Consider the following 15831-nt stretch of genomic DNA (forward strand, 5'->3'; position numbering starts at 1 on the left):
GATAATATAATTTTTTTAGTAAAACCGGTTAATAACGCGAAAACACAAAAAACGGTACCTAGCCAATATTTTTTTTGATTCAATGGTTGAAACGTACAAATCTTTGAATAAATAGCGGGTTAATCCTGTTAACACCAGGAATATATAAATTAGATTTTTCTTCTTATGGCCAAAGCCAAGAGCGCTTATTTTTGCCAGGAATGCGGATACAATTCACCAAAATGGGTGGGAAAATGTCCTTCGTGCGGGGAATGGAATACTTTCGTTCAGGAAGTTATTGAAAAAGAGGATAAGAATACAGCGGTCACCTGGAAATCGGTTAACCTGGCCAGCCGTCCGCGGTCCATTGCTGAAATTGAATATCAGAATGAACCACGGATCAGGACCTTCGACGAGGAACTGAATCGTGTGCTGGGTGGAGGCATCGTGCAAGGATCCCTGATTTTAATTGGTGGTGAGCCTGGAATTGGAAAGTCGACGCTGATGCTGCAAATCGCATTGACACTTTCTAATAAAAGGGTGCTTTATGTTTCCGGAGAGGAATCGGATCAGCAGATTAAGATGCGAGCGGAGAGGATGTCGTCCAAAAGCGACAATTGTTACATTTTGACAGAAACCCATACCCAGAACATTTTCAGGCAGATCGAAGATTTCAAGCCTGAAATCTTGATTGTGGATTCAATTCAGACCATGCAATCCGCTTATATCGAATCGGGTGCTGGCAGTGTTTCACAGGTTAGGGAATGTACCGCTGAGTTTATGAAGTATGCAAAAGAAATGGGTGTTCCTGTTTTTTTAATCGGTCATATTACTAAAGATGGCTCACTTGCTGGCCCCAAAGTGTTGGAACACATGGTGGACACGGTTTTGCAGTTTGAAGGTGACAGGCATAATACGTACAGGATTTTGAGGACCATGAAGAACCGATTTGGAAGTACTTCTGAATTGGGAATTTATGAAATGCTTGGCTCAGGGCTTCGGCAGGTTAGTAACCCTTCCGAAATCCTGATTTCGCAGCGCGACGAACCGGTGAGCGGTATTGCAATCGGTTCCATGATGGAAGGAAACAGGCCTTTGCTAGTCGAAATTCAATCATTGGTGAGTGTAGCTAATTATGGAACCCCGCAACGGAGCAGTACTGGTTTTGATGCAAAGCGCCTGCAAATGTTACTGGCCGTACTCGAAAAACGCGGCGGTTTTAAATTGGGTGTCCAGGATGTTTTTCTGAATGTGGCTGGTGGTTTGAAAGTCGAAGATCCTGCCATTGATCTTGCTGTAATTGCATCCATCGTATCTTCTTATGAAGATAAATTTATTTCTCCCTCTGCTTGTTTTGCGGCAGAAGTGGGGCTTGGAGGCGAGGTTCGGGCAGTCAACCGGATTGAAAACCGAATTTCGGAATCTGAGAAACTTGGATTTAAACAAATCTACATTTCCAAGTACAATAGCAAAGGGCTGGATCTGAAAAGAGCAAAAATTGAAGTAATTCCCGTCGCGCACCTCGATCAGCTATTTATGTCTTTGTTCCTGAATCAATAAGCGTTTTTCTAAATACCCTCAATATTTCGCGTAAAAATTTTGCAACTTACTCGTAAGTCTCTCATAAATAGGCTTACTAAATTCGATGAAAAGTTGTTGAGGATCGGGTGGCAGCAATTCCTGGCTTTTGCATTTCCTCAACTGGGCAGCAGTAAGGGCGCGTTCATCCCCATTGTAATTCGCCCATTCGCACATCCAATTATACTCTCCGTTGAATTTCTCGCGGTTCACAATCTGCTTTGATTTGAAATCAGAAATCTGCATGTCCAACAACCCTCCGGAACGAACCGTTTTCCGGGTTTGGGTAAGCTTTGCAGTCACTTTTCCATAAACCGGGACCTTCGATCTACCCACAAATTTTTCGCCAACTTTTACGGTATCCTTGCTGATTACTGTCTCCGTATTTTTTTCAATTAATATCTGCCCTACCACAAAATCGTCAAATTGGAGGGTTATTATATGATCCGGCTGTAATTTGAGTTTTGCGGCTTCATCGGGCATGTAAAATCTGACAAACTTATTAAGGCGTTTGTTCGTCTGCAGGTATTCATTCACCCGATCCTGAAAATATTCATTACTCAGCTGATACCTCTTGGAAGTGACGAGAACCTGCTCAACGACAACTTTGAATGAAGCAATTTCATAAGCGAGGTCTATTTTCTTTTGCACCTGTTCGAAATGCGGTATCAACGTATTTACTCGCTCGAAGTACTCATACGATTTTCTGGCGTTTTCCCGATCACCAATGCTCAGCAAATTCTCGGCTTCCTTATAGCGCACATTGGCAGCATTATGCCTCGCTATTTTCTCTTCTTTTTCAAAATTCTGAGGCGTTACAATTCTTGCACAGGCGTTGCATTGAGCAATAACATTATAAAGTTTATTGATCAGAATGTAGGATTCGAGCTGTGGCTCCCATTTGAAGAGGTCTTCAGATGACTGGGCCCTTTTGATATCGTCCTGATGTTGCGAAAGCGCGAGAGGATAGGCTTGCTTGAGTGCTTCTATGGACGAAGAATGTCCGGAGTTATTTTTAAGCTTATCAACAGCCCGAAATACCGAATTGTCAAAATCCCCTTTCTTGAGAGATTTTTCTGCTGATTTACAACCAGCTAGGTATAAAATAATTACGGAGAAGAAGAAAATGAATTTTAGGAATTCTTTCATCATATGATAGCTGAGTCGTATAGAGGATCTTGCCACCAAATTTCTAAAAAAATTACCTCATTTTTGAATGTTTTACCAAATAGGCCATCAGAATAGGATCAAAACCTTTTGCAATATCTGCCTCGATAAAATCGATTTTATACTGACCGCATTTGAGTTTTAGCTTTTGATAAAAATCGCTGACAAACTCTTTGTAGGATTCCCTCACTTGATCGGGCTGTACTTTGATTTTCTCGCCGGTTTCGAGATCGATGAATTCATAAGGGCGGTTTTCAAATGCAAAGTCTTCCTCCGTTTTTCGGTCGGTAACATGGAATAACAGCACTTCATGAAGATTGTGACGAAGATGTTGCAGGGATGAGAAGATTTTGTCGGCTTCTTCAAGATTATCAAACATATCACTAAAAATGACAACCAGCGATCGCTTATGTATTTTCTCAGCTATTTGATGGAGCACGTCCGAAACGGAGGTTTTTGAAAGCGGCCGTTTGCTTTCCAACTGGTTTTCCAGTTCGAGCATAATCTTGTGAACATGCGAAGGAGTTGACTTAACTGCAGTTTGAACTTCAATATTTTCGGCAAAGGTGCAAAGGCTTACTGCGTCTTTTTGCCTCTGAAGCAGGTAGGTAATGCTTGCCGCAGCCATAACACTGAAAGTCATTTTGCCATTATTTTCTTCCGGATAATACATGGAAGATGAAGTATCCAGGAGGATATGGCAGCGAAGATTGGTTTCTTCTTCGTAACGTTTCACATAAAGGCGATCCGTTTTGGCAAAAACTTTCCAATCAATATTTCTTGTAGATTCCCCAGTATTATAGAGCTGATGTTCAGCAAATTCCACTGAAAAACCGTGGAACGGGGATTTGTGTAAGCCAGTTATAAAACCTTCAACAAGTTGTTTTGCAAGAAATTCAAGATTACCGAACTCCCTAACCTTTGCTAAATCGAGTTGACGGTTACTCATTGAATATGTTATTTGCTATTCGTTGCTTCGCATTGATATTACTTTGCCGGATTTTGGGTCAATTTCTTCGTTGGATTCCAGCAGGACCATCCCCTCCATGCCTACCACTCTCACAGATACATTAGCGACGCCTCTTGCAATGATTCCTAAAAGCCTGGCCGCCTCGTTACTTAAATCTATAATTCTGTTTTTAGAGAAAGGGCCACGATCATTTACTCTCACAATTACCTTTTCATCGTTCAGCAGATTCGTTATTTCAAGCATCGTGTTGAGCGGATAACTTCTGTGAGCAGCAAGGAGTTCGGAACTTTTATGCACTTCACCAAAGGAAGTTTTTCTGCCATTAAACCGGTTTGCATAATAGGAAGCATTTCCGGTTTCTGTTTTGCCCAACTTGACCTGAGCGAATGCGTCTGGTCCGGCGGCGAAAGCTAATATGATAAGAATCAGAATCCGATGATAAGTCATATCTCAGGATTTAGGTGGAACATTACAGGGATTAAATGCCCTGTTTTATCTACTACAATTAACGGGATTCGTAGGAATTTGAAAACCCGGGAACTTCAAAAGTAATACAAAAAATGTAAAAAAGAATAAAAGTCTGAGTTATAGTAGAAACGAGATATAAAAACATAGAGGTCAATGCGAACAAATTGCTAATATGCTGTGGTTTTTTTGATAGCAGCAATAAACTTTATATTTTAGCGTTTGGAAACCTATTTAAACTAAACATAGTGGAAGACAGAGAGCAAATCTACTCCAAAAGGGTCAGGGCAGGAAAAAGGACTTACTTCTTCGATGTTCGCTCTACGCGATCCAACGACTATTATCTTACCATTACAGAAAGCCGTCGCCATCCGCAGGGAGACGGATTTACGTATGAAAAACACAAAATGTTTTTGTACAAAGAGGACTTTGATAAATTCGTTGATGCTTTGAAGGAGGCTGTGGATCACGTGAAAACAGAACTGATGCCGGAAGTTGACTTTTCTCAGTTTGAAACCAAGGTCGAAGAGGTTGACGTGGTAGTGGGGGAGTCGGACCTGAAATGGGATTAATAATACGATGCTGATAAAAGAGCCTTTGTAATCTATTACGAGGGCTTTTGGTTTTTGTGTCCGCTAAATGGTAATTTTGCAAAAAATATCCTTAGCAGAAAGTAGTTCTTTGTTTGAAAGAGAAGAATGCCCTGCTATTCACTGCATACTTCTTATATATGAGTCTTCAATGTGGGATCGTTGGATTGCCAAACGTAGGTAAATCCACTCTCTTTAATGCTATTTCTACCGGCAAAGCCGAAGCTGCCAATTACCCTTTTTGTACCATTGAACCGAATGTAGGTGTTGTGACCGTCCCGGACGAACGTCTCGACATTCTGACCGGCCTGGTCAACCCGCAAAAAGTAATTCCAACCATCATTGAATTTGTAGATATTGCTGGCCTCGTTAAAGGTGCGAGTCAGGGTGCGGGCCTTGGTAACAAGTTTCTTGCTAATATTCGCGAAGTCGATGCCATCGTGCATGTGGTACGTTGCTTCCAGGATGATAATGTCGTTCATGTTGAAGGACGTGTTGATCCTGTTTTTGATAAAGAAATCATCGATGCCGAACTGCAATTGAAAGACCTTGAATCGGTTGACAAAAAAATCCAGAAAACTGAGAAAGGTGCCAGAGCTGGCGATGCAAAAGCCAAAGCCGAACTCGAATGGCTCAAAAAATATAAGTCGACATTAGAATCGGGCATGAATGCGAGAAGCCTGGAAATTGATGAGGAAACCAAGGAATCCGTTATTGGTGATTTGCAGTTACTGACTGCGAAACCTGTATTATATGTAGCCAATGTGGATGAAGATTCGATGCTGACAGGCAATGAATATTCAAACAAGTTAAGAGATACCGTAAAGCTGGAAGGTGCGGAAGTAATCATCCTGTGTGCTGCCATAGAATCCCAGATATCAGAAATTGAAGATCCGGAAGAGCACGAAATGTTTCTAGGCGAATATGGCCTTAAAGAATCAGGGTTGAGCAAATTGATCAAAGCGTCTTATTCTCTCTTAAACCTAATCACCTATTTTACCGCAGGCGTGAAGGAGGTAAAAGCATGGACAATTGTAAAAGGCTGGAAGGCTCCCCAGGCCGCAGGTGTCATCCATAGCGATTTTGAAAAAGGATTTATTCGTGCAGAGGTAATCAAAATTGCTGATTATGAGCAATATAAGACTGAGGCCGGTGTGAAAGAAGTAGGGAAAATGGCTGTGGAAGGAAAGGAATACACGGTTGCCGATGGCGATATTATGCATTTCAGATTCAATGTCTGATTAACGTCTTCTGTTCCATTCCACCGTTCGGTACCCGACTAAAAGATCAGCCCTCCCTGCCGGCGGGCGGTGGTATACCAATATATCATAATCATTTTCAGTCGCGCTGTAATTTCCTTCAATAAATGCCTCGTCCGGCGTCTTATCACCCCAGACAACCAGATAATCGTAGTTAATTACTCCCTGTTTGATCAGGATTTCCACTTCGTATGATTTAGTATCCAAGTTATAGGTCATACGGTTCCGGTCATTGAGCTGCCAGAGGTTGAATGCTCCATTCACGTAGAAGGTAGCGTCTGGGTTTTCTTCCGTTTTTAGTGTGAATGTTATGGGTGTATAATCTGCCTCAACGCTTCCACGGCCGGATTCCCGCTGATCTACAATGTACTGGCCATTAAAATCGTCAATTTGTATATAAGCACCTGCAGCCCGGGTCTTATCAGGGAATAACATGAGGCGCGTAAATTCGTCTGATCTTTCTATTTCATTGATACCATAACCCCGGCCAGATAATGTTCTGCTGTCGAAATAACGGTATTCATTTCCGCCAGGGAATGTGTTTTCAAGATCAAAAAATGTGTATTCCAATACCTGATCGAAGGGTTTTACATTCGTGGGTTTGAAACCGGATTTGCTCTGATCCCAACGAAAATTTTTACGCATGACCACTTTCAGATCCGTCTGGGGAGCATTAAGGGGATATCCTTTGTAACTGATAGAAAAATCAATTTGCTGATCGGAAAACTGTTGCTGGATACCTTGTGAAAAACGGGCTTTTGCATCAATGCTGACCCGTGATTCGTAAAGCATAAATCTTCTGCTCAGGATCAATTTTCGGTCACGGTCTGAATAAACATAAATCACATAATTGCCCGAAATTTTCACCTTAGGTATTTCAAAACGATAGTGAAAGTAGGGGACTTTGGTGCTGAATGATTGGTCGTACCTGCTGATCGGATATTCATTGAATTCAAAAGTAAATTCAATGTCATTCAGATTCGACTTAGTCCAATCCGCATTGCAATGGACAATTTTGGCCCGGTATCCATCAAATTGACCGGAAAGATCGTCGAATTCAAGTACAAAAGGCGATTGACCTTGGAGCGGCTTTATAGGCGGGGTGAGTAATCGGGTTGGGGTTTCGGGATCATCCAGGCCAGGATATAAAAGCACAGTCCTAATTTTTTCATTATATATAAAATCTTCCAGACGAAGATTTTGCGGCTGCGCATATGCGCGTACCAAGCCTAAAAAGAAAGTTATCAGAAGTAATAATCGCATTGCAAATTTTTAAAAATAGTAACGTTACTTTCTATCCCAAGGTACGTATAGTTAATAAAAGGTCTTTTGAACATTATTAACTTATTTCTAACTTACACGTATCAATGACAGCACAAACTATCAAAATGTATTCAGAAAAAGAGTATCTGGAACTGGAAAGAGAAGCCGACTACAAGAGCGAATACTATCGCGGTGAAATATTCGCGATGGCAGGTGCCGGGCACAATCACAATAGGATTGTGGAGAATTTGTCTATTGAAATAGGTACCTTTCTAAAAGGGAAAACTTGCCGGACTTTTTCGAGAGATATGCGGCTACATATTCCTGTAAATGGGCTTTACACTTATCCCGATCTGTTAGTAATCTGTGGCCAAAATCAATTTCTTGATGATAAGGATGATACCATAGTCAATCCAACTGCCATTTTCGAAGTTCTCTCACCAAGTACTTCGGGTTACGACAGAGGAGCAAAATTCCATTTCTACCGAAGCATTGAAACATTAAAGGATTTTGTGATGATAGATTCCTTGGCGGTTGCAGCAGAGGTTTATAGCAAAGCTCCAAATGGGATGTGGCAGTTGATGTCGGAGGCATACGATCTCGACGGAGCGATTGAGATTCCCAGCCTTGGATTATCCCTCGCGATGAAAGATATTTTTGCGCAAACCAATAATTTGAAGTCTATCAATTAAAAAAGCGAAAGGGGGAAATCAATCGATTTCCCCCTTTCGCTCTTACAATCATTTCCCATCCAACTCTTCAACTTCCAGCATCAGATTTTCCCAGGTATCCGTGCTTTGTTCCAGCTTTTGCTTAATGTCGGTGTAAAAACGGTTGATCTCTGAAAGCGCAGCTGAGTCATTGTAAATCTTCGGATCAGCCAACTTTGTTTCTGTTTCCGTTTTTCTTATTTCAAGATTATTAATGGTTGATTCCAGCTCCTCAATCTGTTTCTGTACCTTTTTTATTTTCTGGGCATCCTCTCCGGAAGGTACTTTTCCACCGCTTTTTTGACCATTCGTATTCGACGCAGGCTGTGAATTGCTTTTTTGAGGCGGCGCGCTGCTGACAACCGCTTTATCACTCACCGCAGATTGTAATCCGCGTTCTTCTATCCAAACCTCATATTCCTGGTATGTTCCAGGATATTCCTTGATTTCGTGATCCTCGATATACCAGATTTTATTGGCAATATTTTCAACAAAATATCTGTCGTGGGAAACTACAATGTAACTTCCTTCATATTGTTGCAATGCCTGAATCAGAATGTTCACCGACTGCATATCCAAGTGGTTGGTAGGCTCATCGAGCAGCAAAAAATTAGCTTGTGAAAGTAAAACCTTTGCCAATGCTACACGCGATTTTTCTCCTCCCGACAAAACTTTAATTTTCTTAAAAACATCATCTCCGGTGAAAAGAAAACAGCCAAGCACAGTCCTCAATTCAGTTTCGGTTTTATTTGGATTAGCATATTTGAGCTCTTCAATGAGGTTATGCAAAACATTCAGCGATTCAAGTTGGTGCTGGGCATAGAATGTAAAGGATACATTGTGCCCAAGTCTGCGTTTTCCTTCTATGGGCTCAGTGCCGGCAACGACGCGCAGAACGGTTGATTTTCCACGACCATTTGCACCAATTAAAGCGATTTTATCACCACGTTCCATGCTGATGCTGGTTGAATCCAGGATAACCTTATCACCATAGGCTTTCGAAGCATCTTCCAATTGAAAGACATGTCTGCCGGGCTGAGTAGTGAACTGGAAGCGAAAATGAACTTTGGCGTTTTCATCAATTACCTGGTCTACGACATCCATTTTATCCAAAGCCTTTACGCGGCTCTGGACCTGACGGGATTTGGTCGCTTTTGCTTTAAATCGTTCAATGAACCGTTCGGTCTGACGTATCTTCGCTTGTTGATTTTCATAAGCACCACGCTGAATATCATTGCGTTGCTCCTTTTCTTCAATGTAGTAGGAATAGTTACCTGCGTAATAATTCAGTTTTCCTGCTGAAACTTCGACCGTTGTATCAATCGTGTTATCCAGAAATTGCCTATCGTGAGAAACCACAATTACCGCACCTTCATAACTCTGAACATACTTCTCAACCCATTGGATTGACGGTAAATCAAGGTGGTTGGTGGGTTCATCCAGCATGAGTAGGGCGGGCTTTTGCAATAACAATTTTGCCAGCATTACCCGCATTCTCCATCCTCCCGAAAATTGTCGTAAAGGTTGGTGGAGGTCGACAGTTGAAAAGCCAAGCCCTTCCAAAATCGCCTCAGCTTTAGATTGAACGGTATATCCGTCCAGGGCCTCAAATTCGTCCTGTATCCTTGCCAGTTTGTCAACAAGTGCGTCAGTATAATGATGTTCCATGTCGTACAGGATCTTATCCATCTGTACCTGAAGAATATTTTGCCTTTCAAAGGCCTGCATAGCAACGGAAAGGATCGAATCATCACTCTGGTAAGAAAGGAGATCCTGGTTTAGGAAACCGATCGTGCAATCTCCGGATTTGGAAATATTCCCGCCATCAGGCTGGAATTCCCCGTTGATCATTCTTAGGAGGGTAGATTTGCCTGTGCCATTAAGACCAATAAGACCAATCTTTTGCTTAGGCTTTATATGGAGCGATGCACTATCATAGAGTGCACGGTCGCCCAAAAAATAACTGAGGTTTGTAATCGCGATCATAATTACAAAGGTACAGGGAAAGTAGGAGATAGTAAAAGTGCAATTGTTGGAATAGTTATAATATGCTGGATATTCCCCAGCGTTCTTTTAAGATTTGATGTAAATTTGACATATGAACGATCTGTTTCCGATATTTATAAAACTTGAAAACCTGCAAACGCTTATCGTTGGCGGTGGTTACGTGGGTTTGGAGAAAATAACGGCGGTCCTGCAAAATTCGCCCAATGCAAACATCACACTCGTTTCTCCCGAAATCAGATTTGAAATCAGAGAAATCGCAGAGGCCAATTCACGAATAAATCTAATTGAGCGCAAGTTCTCAGATGATGATCTCGCCGGGCAGGATCTGATGATTGTCGCTACAAACGATAAGGAGGAAAACAAAAGGATTGCGCGGATAGCTCGTAAAAAGCACATCCTGACCAACGTAGCAGATACGCCGGATATCTGCGATTTTTATCTTTCCTCGGTAGTGAGGAAGGGTAATCTCAAAGTAGCTATTTCTACCAACGGCATGTCCCCCACACTCGCCAAGCGCTTGAAAGAGGTGTTGGGCGAAGCATTACCTGATAATTTGGAAACTGCCATGGAGCAACTGAAAGCTGTTAGGGATATGTTAAAAGGAGATTTTGCTCAGAAAGTGGATGAACTCAATCGCATCACTGCTGTACTTACAGAAAAGAAGACAGAAACGAAGTAAGCATTCCAATATCAATCAAAAACAAGATTTATAGTCACAATAAAAAAGAATGTAAATTGTTTTATAAAAGATAATCGTAAAAAATTATCCGCGCCCTCCACATCGATCATCATTCTTGCGTATCTGAGTTGTTGATTTCCTGCAATTATCGGAATTCTGCTTTTTATGGCGGTATTTATCCATGGTAAAATGTTTTCGTTTTTTACTTCGATAATGCGTATTATTGAAACCGTTAATTTCCAAACCGCCGTGGCGGAAACCCATTAATTTTGATTTAGACTTATACCCAGATATATGAATCTTTTCTATCGGATCAGTGGCCAGGGTCGGCGCTTTTTATTGCTTCTTGCTATCCTGCTCTCATCAGTCTTTTCCACATCATTTGCGTCTGCCGCTGACATTGATATCAAAGGGGTCGTTAAAAGCAGTACCGGTGAAACGCTCATAGGGTCAACCGTCCGTGTAAAAGGCACTCAGAAAGGAACCGTTACCAACGAAAAAGGGGAGTTTGTTTTGGCAGATGTGAACGACGGTGCCACTTTGATTGTGACCATGATCGGATTTCTTCCAAAGGAGATCAAAGCCGGCCGAAGCCTTTCTATTGAATTGGTAGAGGATGCCGTCGGGCTGCAGGATGTGGTGGTAACGGGTTTTCAACAAATCGACAAAGATAAATTTACGGGCTCTGCCGTTACGTTAAAGACCGACGATGTCAAAATTGACGGTCTTCCTGATGTGAGCCGTATGCTGGAAGGTCGTGCGGCTGGGGTCTCAATTCAAAATGTTTCAGGAACGTTCGGCGCTGCCCCTAAGATCCGGATCCGTGGTGCTACGTCTTTGAATGGGGATAACAAGCCTTTATGGGTGATTGACGGGGTTGTTCAGGAAGATATTGTAAATATTTCCAATGATCAGCTTTCCAGCGGTGACCCAACAACCTTACTGGGTTCGGCCGTTGCAGGTGTTAATCCAAATGATATTGAAACGTTTGACATTTTGAAAGATGCTGCTGCGGCCGCGTTGTATGGTGCCCGGGCGATGAACGGGGTGATCGTGATTACAACCAAAAAAGGAAAAAACGGTAAGCCAACCATCGCATATTCAGGCAATTTTAGTACGCAGCTCACCCCTTCCTATAACAATTTCAACATTATGAATTCTGCCCAGCAAATGTCTGTGCTGGCGGAATTGGAGCGAAAAGGATATCTCACCTCTGACATTCTTTCCAGACCCGATTTTGGGGTTTATGGAAAATATTACAATTCATTGAATGGTGACGGCGAAGGCAATTTTCCTTTGCCCAATACCAATGATGCCAAGAAAAATTTCCTGATGCGATATGCCAGGGCTAATACCGATTGGTTTGATGTGCTTTTCAAGCAGAATTTTATTCAGGAACATTCTCTTAGTGTATCATTTGGAACGGACAAATCAAATTCCTATGCATCAGTGAGTTACCTTGATGATAATGGATGGACTATTGCTGATAAGGTAAAACGTTACACACTGAATTTTAAAAATACCTATCAGGTTTCCGATAAAGTCAACATTGGTATCTCTACTCTGGCATCTGTCAGAAGACAGCAGGCGCCAGGCTCGTTAAGTCGTAGAAGCAACCCGGTGGAAGGGAAATTCGATAGGGATTTTGACATTAACCCATTCAGTTATGCATTGAATACCAGCCGTACACTCACGGCTTATGATGAAAATGGCGATCTGGAATATTTCAGAAGGAATTTTGCTCCGTTTAACATTGTATCGGAGCTTGCTAATAACAAGATCAACCTGACCCTGGCGGACATTAAGCTACAAGGAAACTTGTCCTACAAAATAACGGATCACCTTACCTATGATTTCATTGGGGCGCTGCGATACATTCAAACGGCGCGTGAACATCAGATCACTGAAAACAGCAATATGGCCAATGCTTATCGTGCGGCCGACAATTCAACCATCGCTTTGGCGAACAAATATCTTTATACAGATCCCGATGTTCCCAATGCCTATCCGGTTATCGTGCTTCCTAGCGGCGGATTTTATAACAGGAATGAGGATCAGATGCTGTTTTACAACATTCGTAACAATTTCCGGTACAACCAAAAATTTGCGGAAAGGCATGTTATCGATCTTTTGGTTGGCCAGGAAATTAAGTATACCAATCGCCAGAATACAAATAACACCGGTTATGGCTTCCAGTATGAGCAGGGCGGAACTCCATTTGTGGATTACAGAATCCTGAAACAGACCATTGAGAGCAACTTCCAATACTACGGAATGCGGATGGATTATGAACGGTTCGCAGCATTTTACGGAAGCGCAGGATATACATTGGATGATAAATACAACTTTACCGGATACATCCGCTACGATGGTTCCAATAGCTTTGGAAAATCCGCGATCGCGCGCTGGCTTCCCACGTATACAATAGCAGGATCATGGAATTTTGATCGGGAAAATTTTATGAAAAGGTTTAAATGGCTGAGTATGGGAAGGCTTCGTGCAAGTTATGGTCTTTCCGCGGATACCGGGCCAGCAACTAACTCGGCCGTGCTTTTCCAAAGTATCATCACGCGCCGGCCGATTGCTGACGAAAAGGAATCCGCCATTCAGCTTGCCTCTCTTCAGAATACAGAGCTTACCTGGGAGAAACTTTATAGTGGTAACCTCGGGCTAGACTTAGGTCTGTTCGCAAACCGGATCAATCTTACTGTCGATGGCTATGTCAGGAATAGTTTCGACCTGATCGATGAAATCAAAACCTCTGGAATCGGAGGTCAGATCTATAAGGTTGCCAATTATGCGGATATGCAGTCTTATGGCGTTGACTTCTCCATTGACGGGGTGCTTTACAAGACAAAAAATTGGGATTTTCGTTCCAGGATTACAGTCGGTTATTCTCAAACCCTGATTTCCAATGTGGACAATAATCCCGGGATTTTTGACTTGGTCAAGGCGGAAGGTGCCAATGTGCAAGGGAGACCCGTAAGAAGCTTGTTTTCGATCGATTACAGGTCATTGAATCCTAAAACGGGAGTTCCTATTTTTTTAAATGAAAATGGAGAGGTCAGTTCCGATGTGTATCTACAAGATCAGAATGTTAGCTATTTGAAATACGAAGGCCCGGTGGATCCTCCAATTACAGGGGGGTTCAACAATACCCTGACCTATAAAGACTTGTCATTGAATGTTTTTCTGACATATCAGGCTGGCAATAAAATTCGCCTTAATCCTTTGTATAAAGGAGCTTTCAGTGACCTGGATGCAATGCCAAAAGAGTTTCTGGATCGTTGGGTAATGCCGGGCGATGAAGGTATTACAGCAATTCCTTCCATTGCGGATAAGCTGGAACAACAGTATCTGGTGGGTACTTATCCTTATAACATTTACAATTACTCCACCGAGCGAGTCGCCAAAGGAGATTTTGTCAGATTAAAATCGGTTTCACTTGCCTACAAAATACCACTGACCGTGATATCAAAATATGGGTTTAAAGGCGCAAGCATTCAGGTGTCATCCATTAACCCGTGGCTGATTTACGCCGACGCTAAGCTGAAAGGCCAGGATCCCGAGTTTTTTAATTCTGGTGGGGTTGCGCAGCCGATACAAAAGCAGTTTACAGTAGCAATAAAACTTACATTATGATGAAGATCGGGGCGAATAAAGGAAATGATTTTTTTAAGCAGAATTTTATGGGCAAGGCCAATATTTTGAAGAGAGTTGTTCTGATCATGCCGTTATTGACATTGGCAGGTTGTGAAGAATTTCTTTCGACAGAACCAGATAGCACGCGGGCCTCTATCAACACGCCCAAGCAAGTATCGCAATTGCTTACCACGGCTTATCCACAGGCTGGGTATCTCGTGTTTTCGGAAGGAATGAGTGATAATGTGGCTGATAAAGGGACCGGCACAGATGATAAGACAAATCGTTTTTCTTTCCTGTTTGAAGAAGTAGAGGCCACAGTGGACGAACAGGATTCGCCCGATTCTTACTGGGCCGAATGTTACAGGGCTGTATCAGTGGCAAATGAGGCGCTAAGTATCATTAGTAAAACAACGGACCCGGCGCAGTATAATGCACAGCGAGGAGAAGCATTGCTGGCAAGGGCTTATGCGCATTTCATGCTTGTCAACTTTTTTAGCAAGTTTTATGATCCTGCACAACCGAATTCTGATCCGGGAATTCCATACGTTACTGAGCCGGAAGACATTGTGATTAAGAAATATGAAAGAAAAACGGTTGCTTATGTTTATGAAATGATTGAGAAAGATCTGCTTGAAGGACTTCCCTTGATCAGTGACGGCACTTACACTGTCCCAAAATATCATTTCAACCGTGCAGCGGCCAATGCATTTGCGAGCCGCTTTTATCTAGTTAAAAAAGATTACGCCAAAGTGTTGCAATACGCCAATGAAGTTTTTCCGGGTAGTAGTTTGGGTGATAACCTCAGGCCCTGGAATACAACTTACGAAAGCCTATCACCCCAGGAACTTTACAATACCTATTCAAGGGCGAGCCAGAATGCGAACCTGATGCTGGTTGAAACCTCTTCTACTTATGGGCGATATGTGGCAAGCTACAGATATGGAATGAATTTTAGAAAATGGCAGGAAATTTCTGCCGGCGAAGGTATCATCGGAGGTTCAGCCAGCTGGACATTCCCTCTGTACACGCAGGGAGATAACAATTACCTGGTCCCCAAATTGAACGAATATTTTGTTCGGGAATCTGTAAATGCGGAAATAGGCTTTCCTTATGTCATGCTGCCGATATTTACGGTGGAGGAAGTTTTGTTCAATAAAATTGAGGCAAATGCATATCTGAATAACACGGCGGCGTCGCTAAGTGATCTTAATCTATATGCCAGCAAAAGAGTAGACAATTATGATGCATCCAAACACATCATTACCGCTAATAGTATCAATCGCTTTTTTGGCACTTCAAATTTAAAAAATGGAATCATCAGCACTGTTTTGGCATTCAAACGTGTTGAGTTTGTACAGGAAGGCATGAGGTGGTTTGATATACAGCGTTATGCAATGCCAGTCCAGCACGTTACAAGTACGGGTTCGGTCATTACGGTCCCGGCCAATGATCCAAGAAGGGTGTTGCAAATACCACAATCGGCTACCATTTCAGGCATAGCACAGAATAGCAGGTAGTG

Annotated in this window: 12 protein-coding genes; 7 read left to right on the forward strand and 5 right to left on the reverse strand. The window is 42.3% G+C overall.

Features of this window, described 5'->3' with window-relative positions:
• Window positions 1-165: 165 nt before the first annotated feature.
• Window positions 166-1539: a DNA repair protein RadA gene (gene radA / locus FHS68_RS04410; protein WP_167267573.1), complete on the forward strand. Its 1374-nt coding sequence runs from the start codon at window positions 166-168 to the stop codon at window positions 1537-1539.
• Window positions 1540-1557: 18 nt separating this feature from the next.
• Here radA and FHS68_RS04415 read toward each other — a convergent pair whose 3' ends face one another.
• Genes FHS68_RS04415 through FHS68_RS04425 form a run of 3 tightly spaced genes read right to left on the reverse strand, consistent with a single transcriptional unit; the run spans window position 1558 to window position 4141 of the window.
• Window positions 1558-2709: a hypothetical protein gene (locus FHS68_RS04415; RefSeq protein WP_167267575.1), complete on the reverse strand. Its 1152-nt coding sequence runs from the start codon at window positions 2707-2709 to the stop codon at window positions 1558-1560.
• A gap of 49 nt (window positions 2710-2758) precedes the next feature.
• On the reverse strand, window positions 2759-3673 hold the full coding sequence (locus FHS68_RS04420; RefSeq protein ID WP_167267576.1) for a DUF58 domain-containing protein: 915 nt from the start codon (window positions 3671-3673) through the stop codon (window positions 2759-2761).
• 15 nt (window positions 3674-3688) lie between these two features.
• A complete protein-coding gene (locus tag FHS68_RS04425; protein WP_167267578.1) occupies window positions 3689-4141 on the reverse strand; it encodes a septal ring lytic transglycosylase RlpA family protein in 453 nt (150 codons plus the stop codon).
• 266 nt (window positions 4142-4407) lie between these two features.
• Between FHS68_RS04425 and FHS68_RS04430 the strand changes: the two genes are divergently transcribed.
• Window positions 4408-4731, forward strand: a complete 324-nt coding sequence (locus tag FHS68_RS04430) for a DUF3276 family protein (RefSeq protein WP_310588500.1) — start codon at window positions 4408-4410, stop codon at window positions 4729-4731.
• Window positions 4732-4889: 158 nt separating this feature from the next.
• Window positions 4890-5990, forward strand: a complete 1101-nt coding sequence (ychF, locus tag FHS68_RS04435) for a redox-regulated ATPase YchF (RefSeq protein WP_167267580.1) — start codon at window positions 4890-4892, stop codon at window positions 5988-5990.
• Here the strand turns inward: ychF and FHS68_RS04440 are convergent, their stop codons facing one another.
• A complete protein-coding gene (locus FHS68_RS04440) occupies window positions 5991-7271 on the reverse strand; it encodes a type IX secretion system plug protein (protein ID WP_167267581.1) in 1281 nt (426 codons plus the stop codon).
• 104 nt (window positions 7272-7375) lie between these two features.
• On the opposite strand from FHS68_RS04440, the gene FHS68_RS04445 reads away from it, so the two are divergent.
• Window positions 7376-7963, forward strand: coding sequence for a Uma2 family endonuclease (locus FHS68_RS04445; RefSeq protein WP_167267583.1), 588 nt, complete (start codon window positions 7376-7378; stop codon window positions 7961-7963).
• A gap of 48 nt (window positions 7964-8011) precedes the next feature.
• Here FHS68_RS04445 and FHS68_RS04450 read toward each other — a convergent pair whose 3' ends face one another.
• Entirely contained in the window at window positions 8012-9967 is a 1956-nt protein-coding gene (locus tag FHS68_RS04450) for an ABC-F family ATP-binding cassette domain-containing protein (protein ID WP_167267585.1), read from the reverse strand.
• Between the two features lie 112 nt (window positions 9968-10079).
• Here FHS68_RS04450 and FHS68_RS04455 point away from each other — a divergent pair, with 112 nt between their 5' ends.
• From FHS68_RS04455 to FHS68_RS04465, 3 genes are all read left to right on the forward strand, one after another.
• Entirely contained in the window at window positions 10080-10667 is a 588-nt protein-coding gene (locus tag FHS68_RS04455; RefSeq protein WP_167267586.1) for a precorrin-2 dehydrogenase/sirohydrochlorin ferrochelatase family protein, read from the forward strand.
• Between the two features lie 294 nt (window positions 10668-10961).
• Entirely contained in the window at window positions 10962-14309 is a 3348-nt protein-coding gene (locus FHS68_RS04460; protein ID WP_167267588.1) for a SusC/RagA family TonB-linked outer membrane protein, read from the forward strand.
• Window positions 14306-15829 carry a RagB/SusD family nutrient uptake outer membrane protein gene (locus tag FHS68_RS04465; RefSeq protein ID WP_229211764.1) on the forward strand — a complete coding sequence of 508 codons (1524 nt, stop codon included), beginning with the start codon at window positions 14306-14308 and terminating at the stop codon, window positions 15827-15829. The genes FHS68_RS04460 and FHS68_RS04465 overlap by 4 nt, the downstream gene beginning before the upstream one ends.
• Window positions 15830-15831 lie beyond the last annotated feature (2 nt).

The organism is Dyadobacter arcticus (assembly GCF_011762185.1).
Taxonomy (GTDB): Bacteria; Bacteroidota; Bacteroidia; order Cytophagales; family Spirosomataceae; genus Dyadobacter; species Dyadobacter arcticus.

Bases quoted from the DNA above. Each gene is read 5' to 3' on its own strand.
- radA (WP_167267573.1), top strand. From the start codon at position 166: ATGGCCAAAGCCAAGAGCGCTTATTTTTGCCAGGAATGCGGATACAAT.
- FHS68_RS04415 (WP_167267575.1), bottom strand. From the start codon at position 2,709: ATGATGAAAGAATTCCTAAAATTCATTTTCTTCTTCTCCGTAATTATT.
- FHS68_RS04420 (WP_167267576.1), bottom strand. From the start codon at position 3,673: ATGAGTAACCGTCAACTCGATTTAGCAAAGGTTAGGGAGTTCGGTAAT.
- FHS68_RS04425 (WP_167267578.1), bottom strand. From the start codon at position 4,141: ATGACTTATCATCGGATTCTGATTCTTATCATATTAGCTTTCGCCGCC.
- ychF (WP_167267580.1), top strand. From the start codon at position 4,890: ATGAGTCTTCAATGTGGGATCGTTGGATTGCCAAACGTAGGTAAATCC.
- FHS68_RS04440 (WP_167267581.1), bottom strand. From the start codon at position 7,271: ATGCGATTATTACTTCTGATAACTTTCTTTTTAGGCTTGGTACGCGCA.
- FHS68_RS04445 (WP_167267583.1), top strand. From the start codon at position 7,376: ATGACAGCACAAACTATCAAAATGTATTCAGAAAAAGAGTATCTGGAA.
- FHS68_RS04450 (WP_167267585.1), bottom strand. From the start codon at position 9,967: ATGATCGCGATTACAAACCTCAGTTATTTTTTGGGCGACCGTGCACTC.
- FHS68_RS04455 (WP_167267586.1), top strand. From the start codon at position 10,080: ATGAACGATCTGTTTCCGATATTTATAAAACTTGAAAACCTGCAAACG.
- FHS68_RS04460 (WP_167267588.1), top strand. From the start codon at position 10,962: ATGAATCTTTTCTATCGGATCAGTGGCCAGGGTCGGCGCTTTTTATTG.
- FHS68_RS04465 (WP_229211764.1), top strand. From the start codon at position 14,306: ATGATGAAGATCGGGGCGAATAAAGGAAATGATTTTTTTAAGCAGAAT.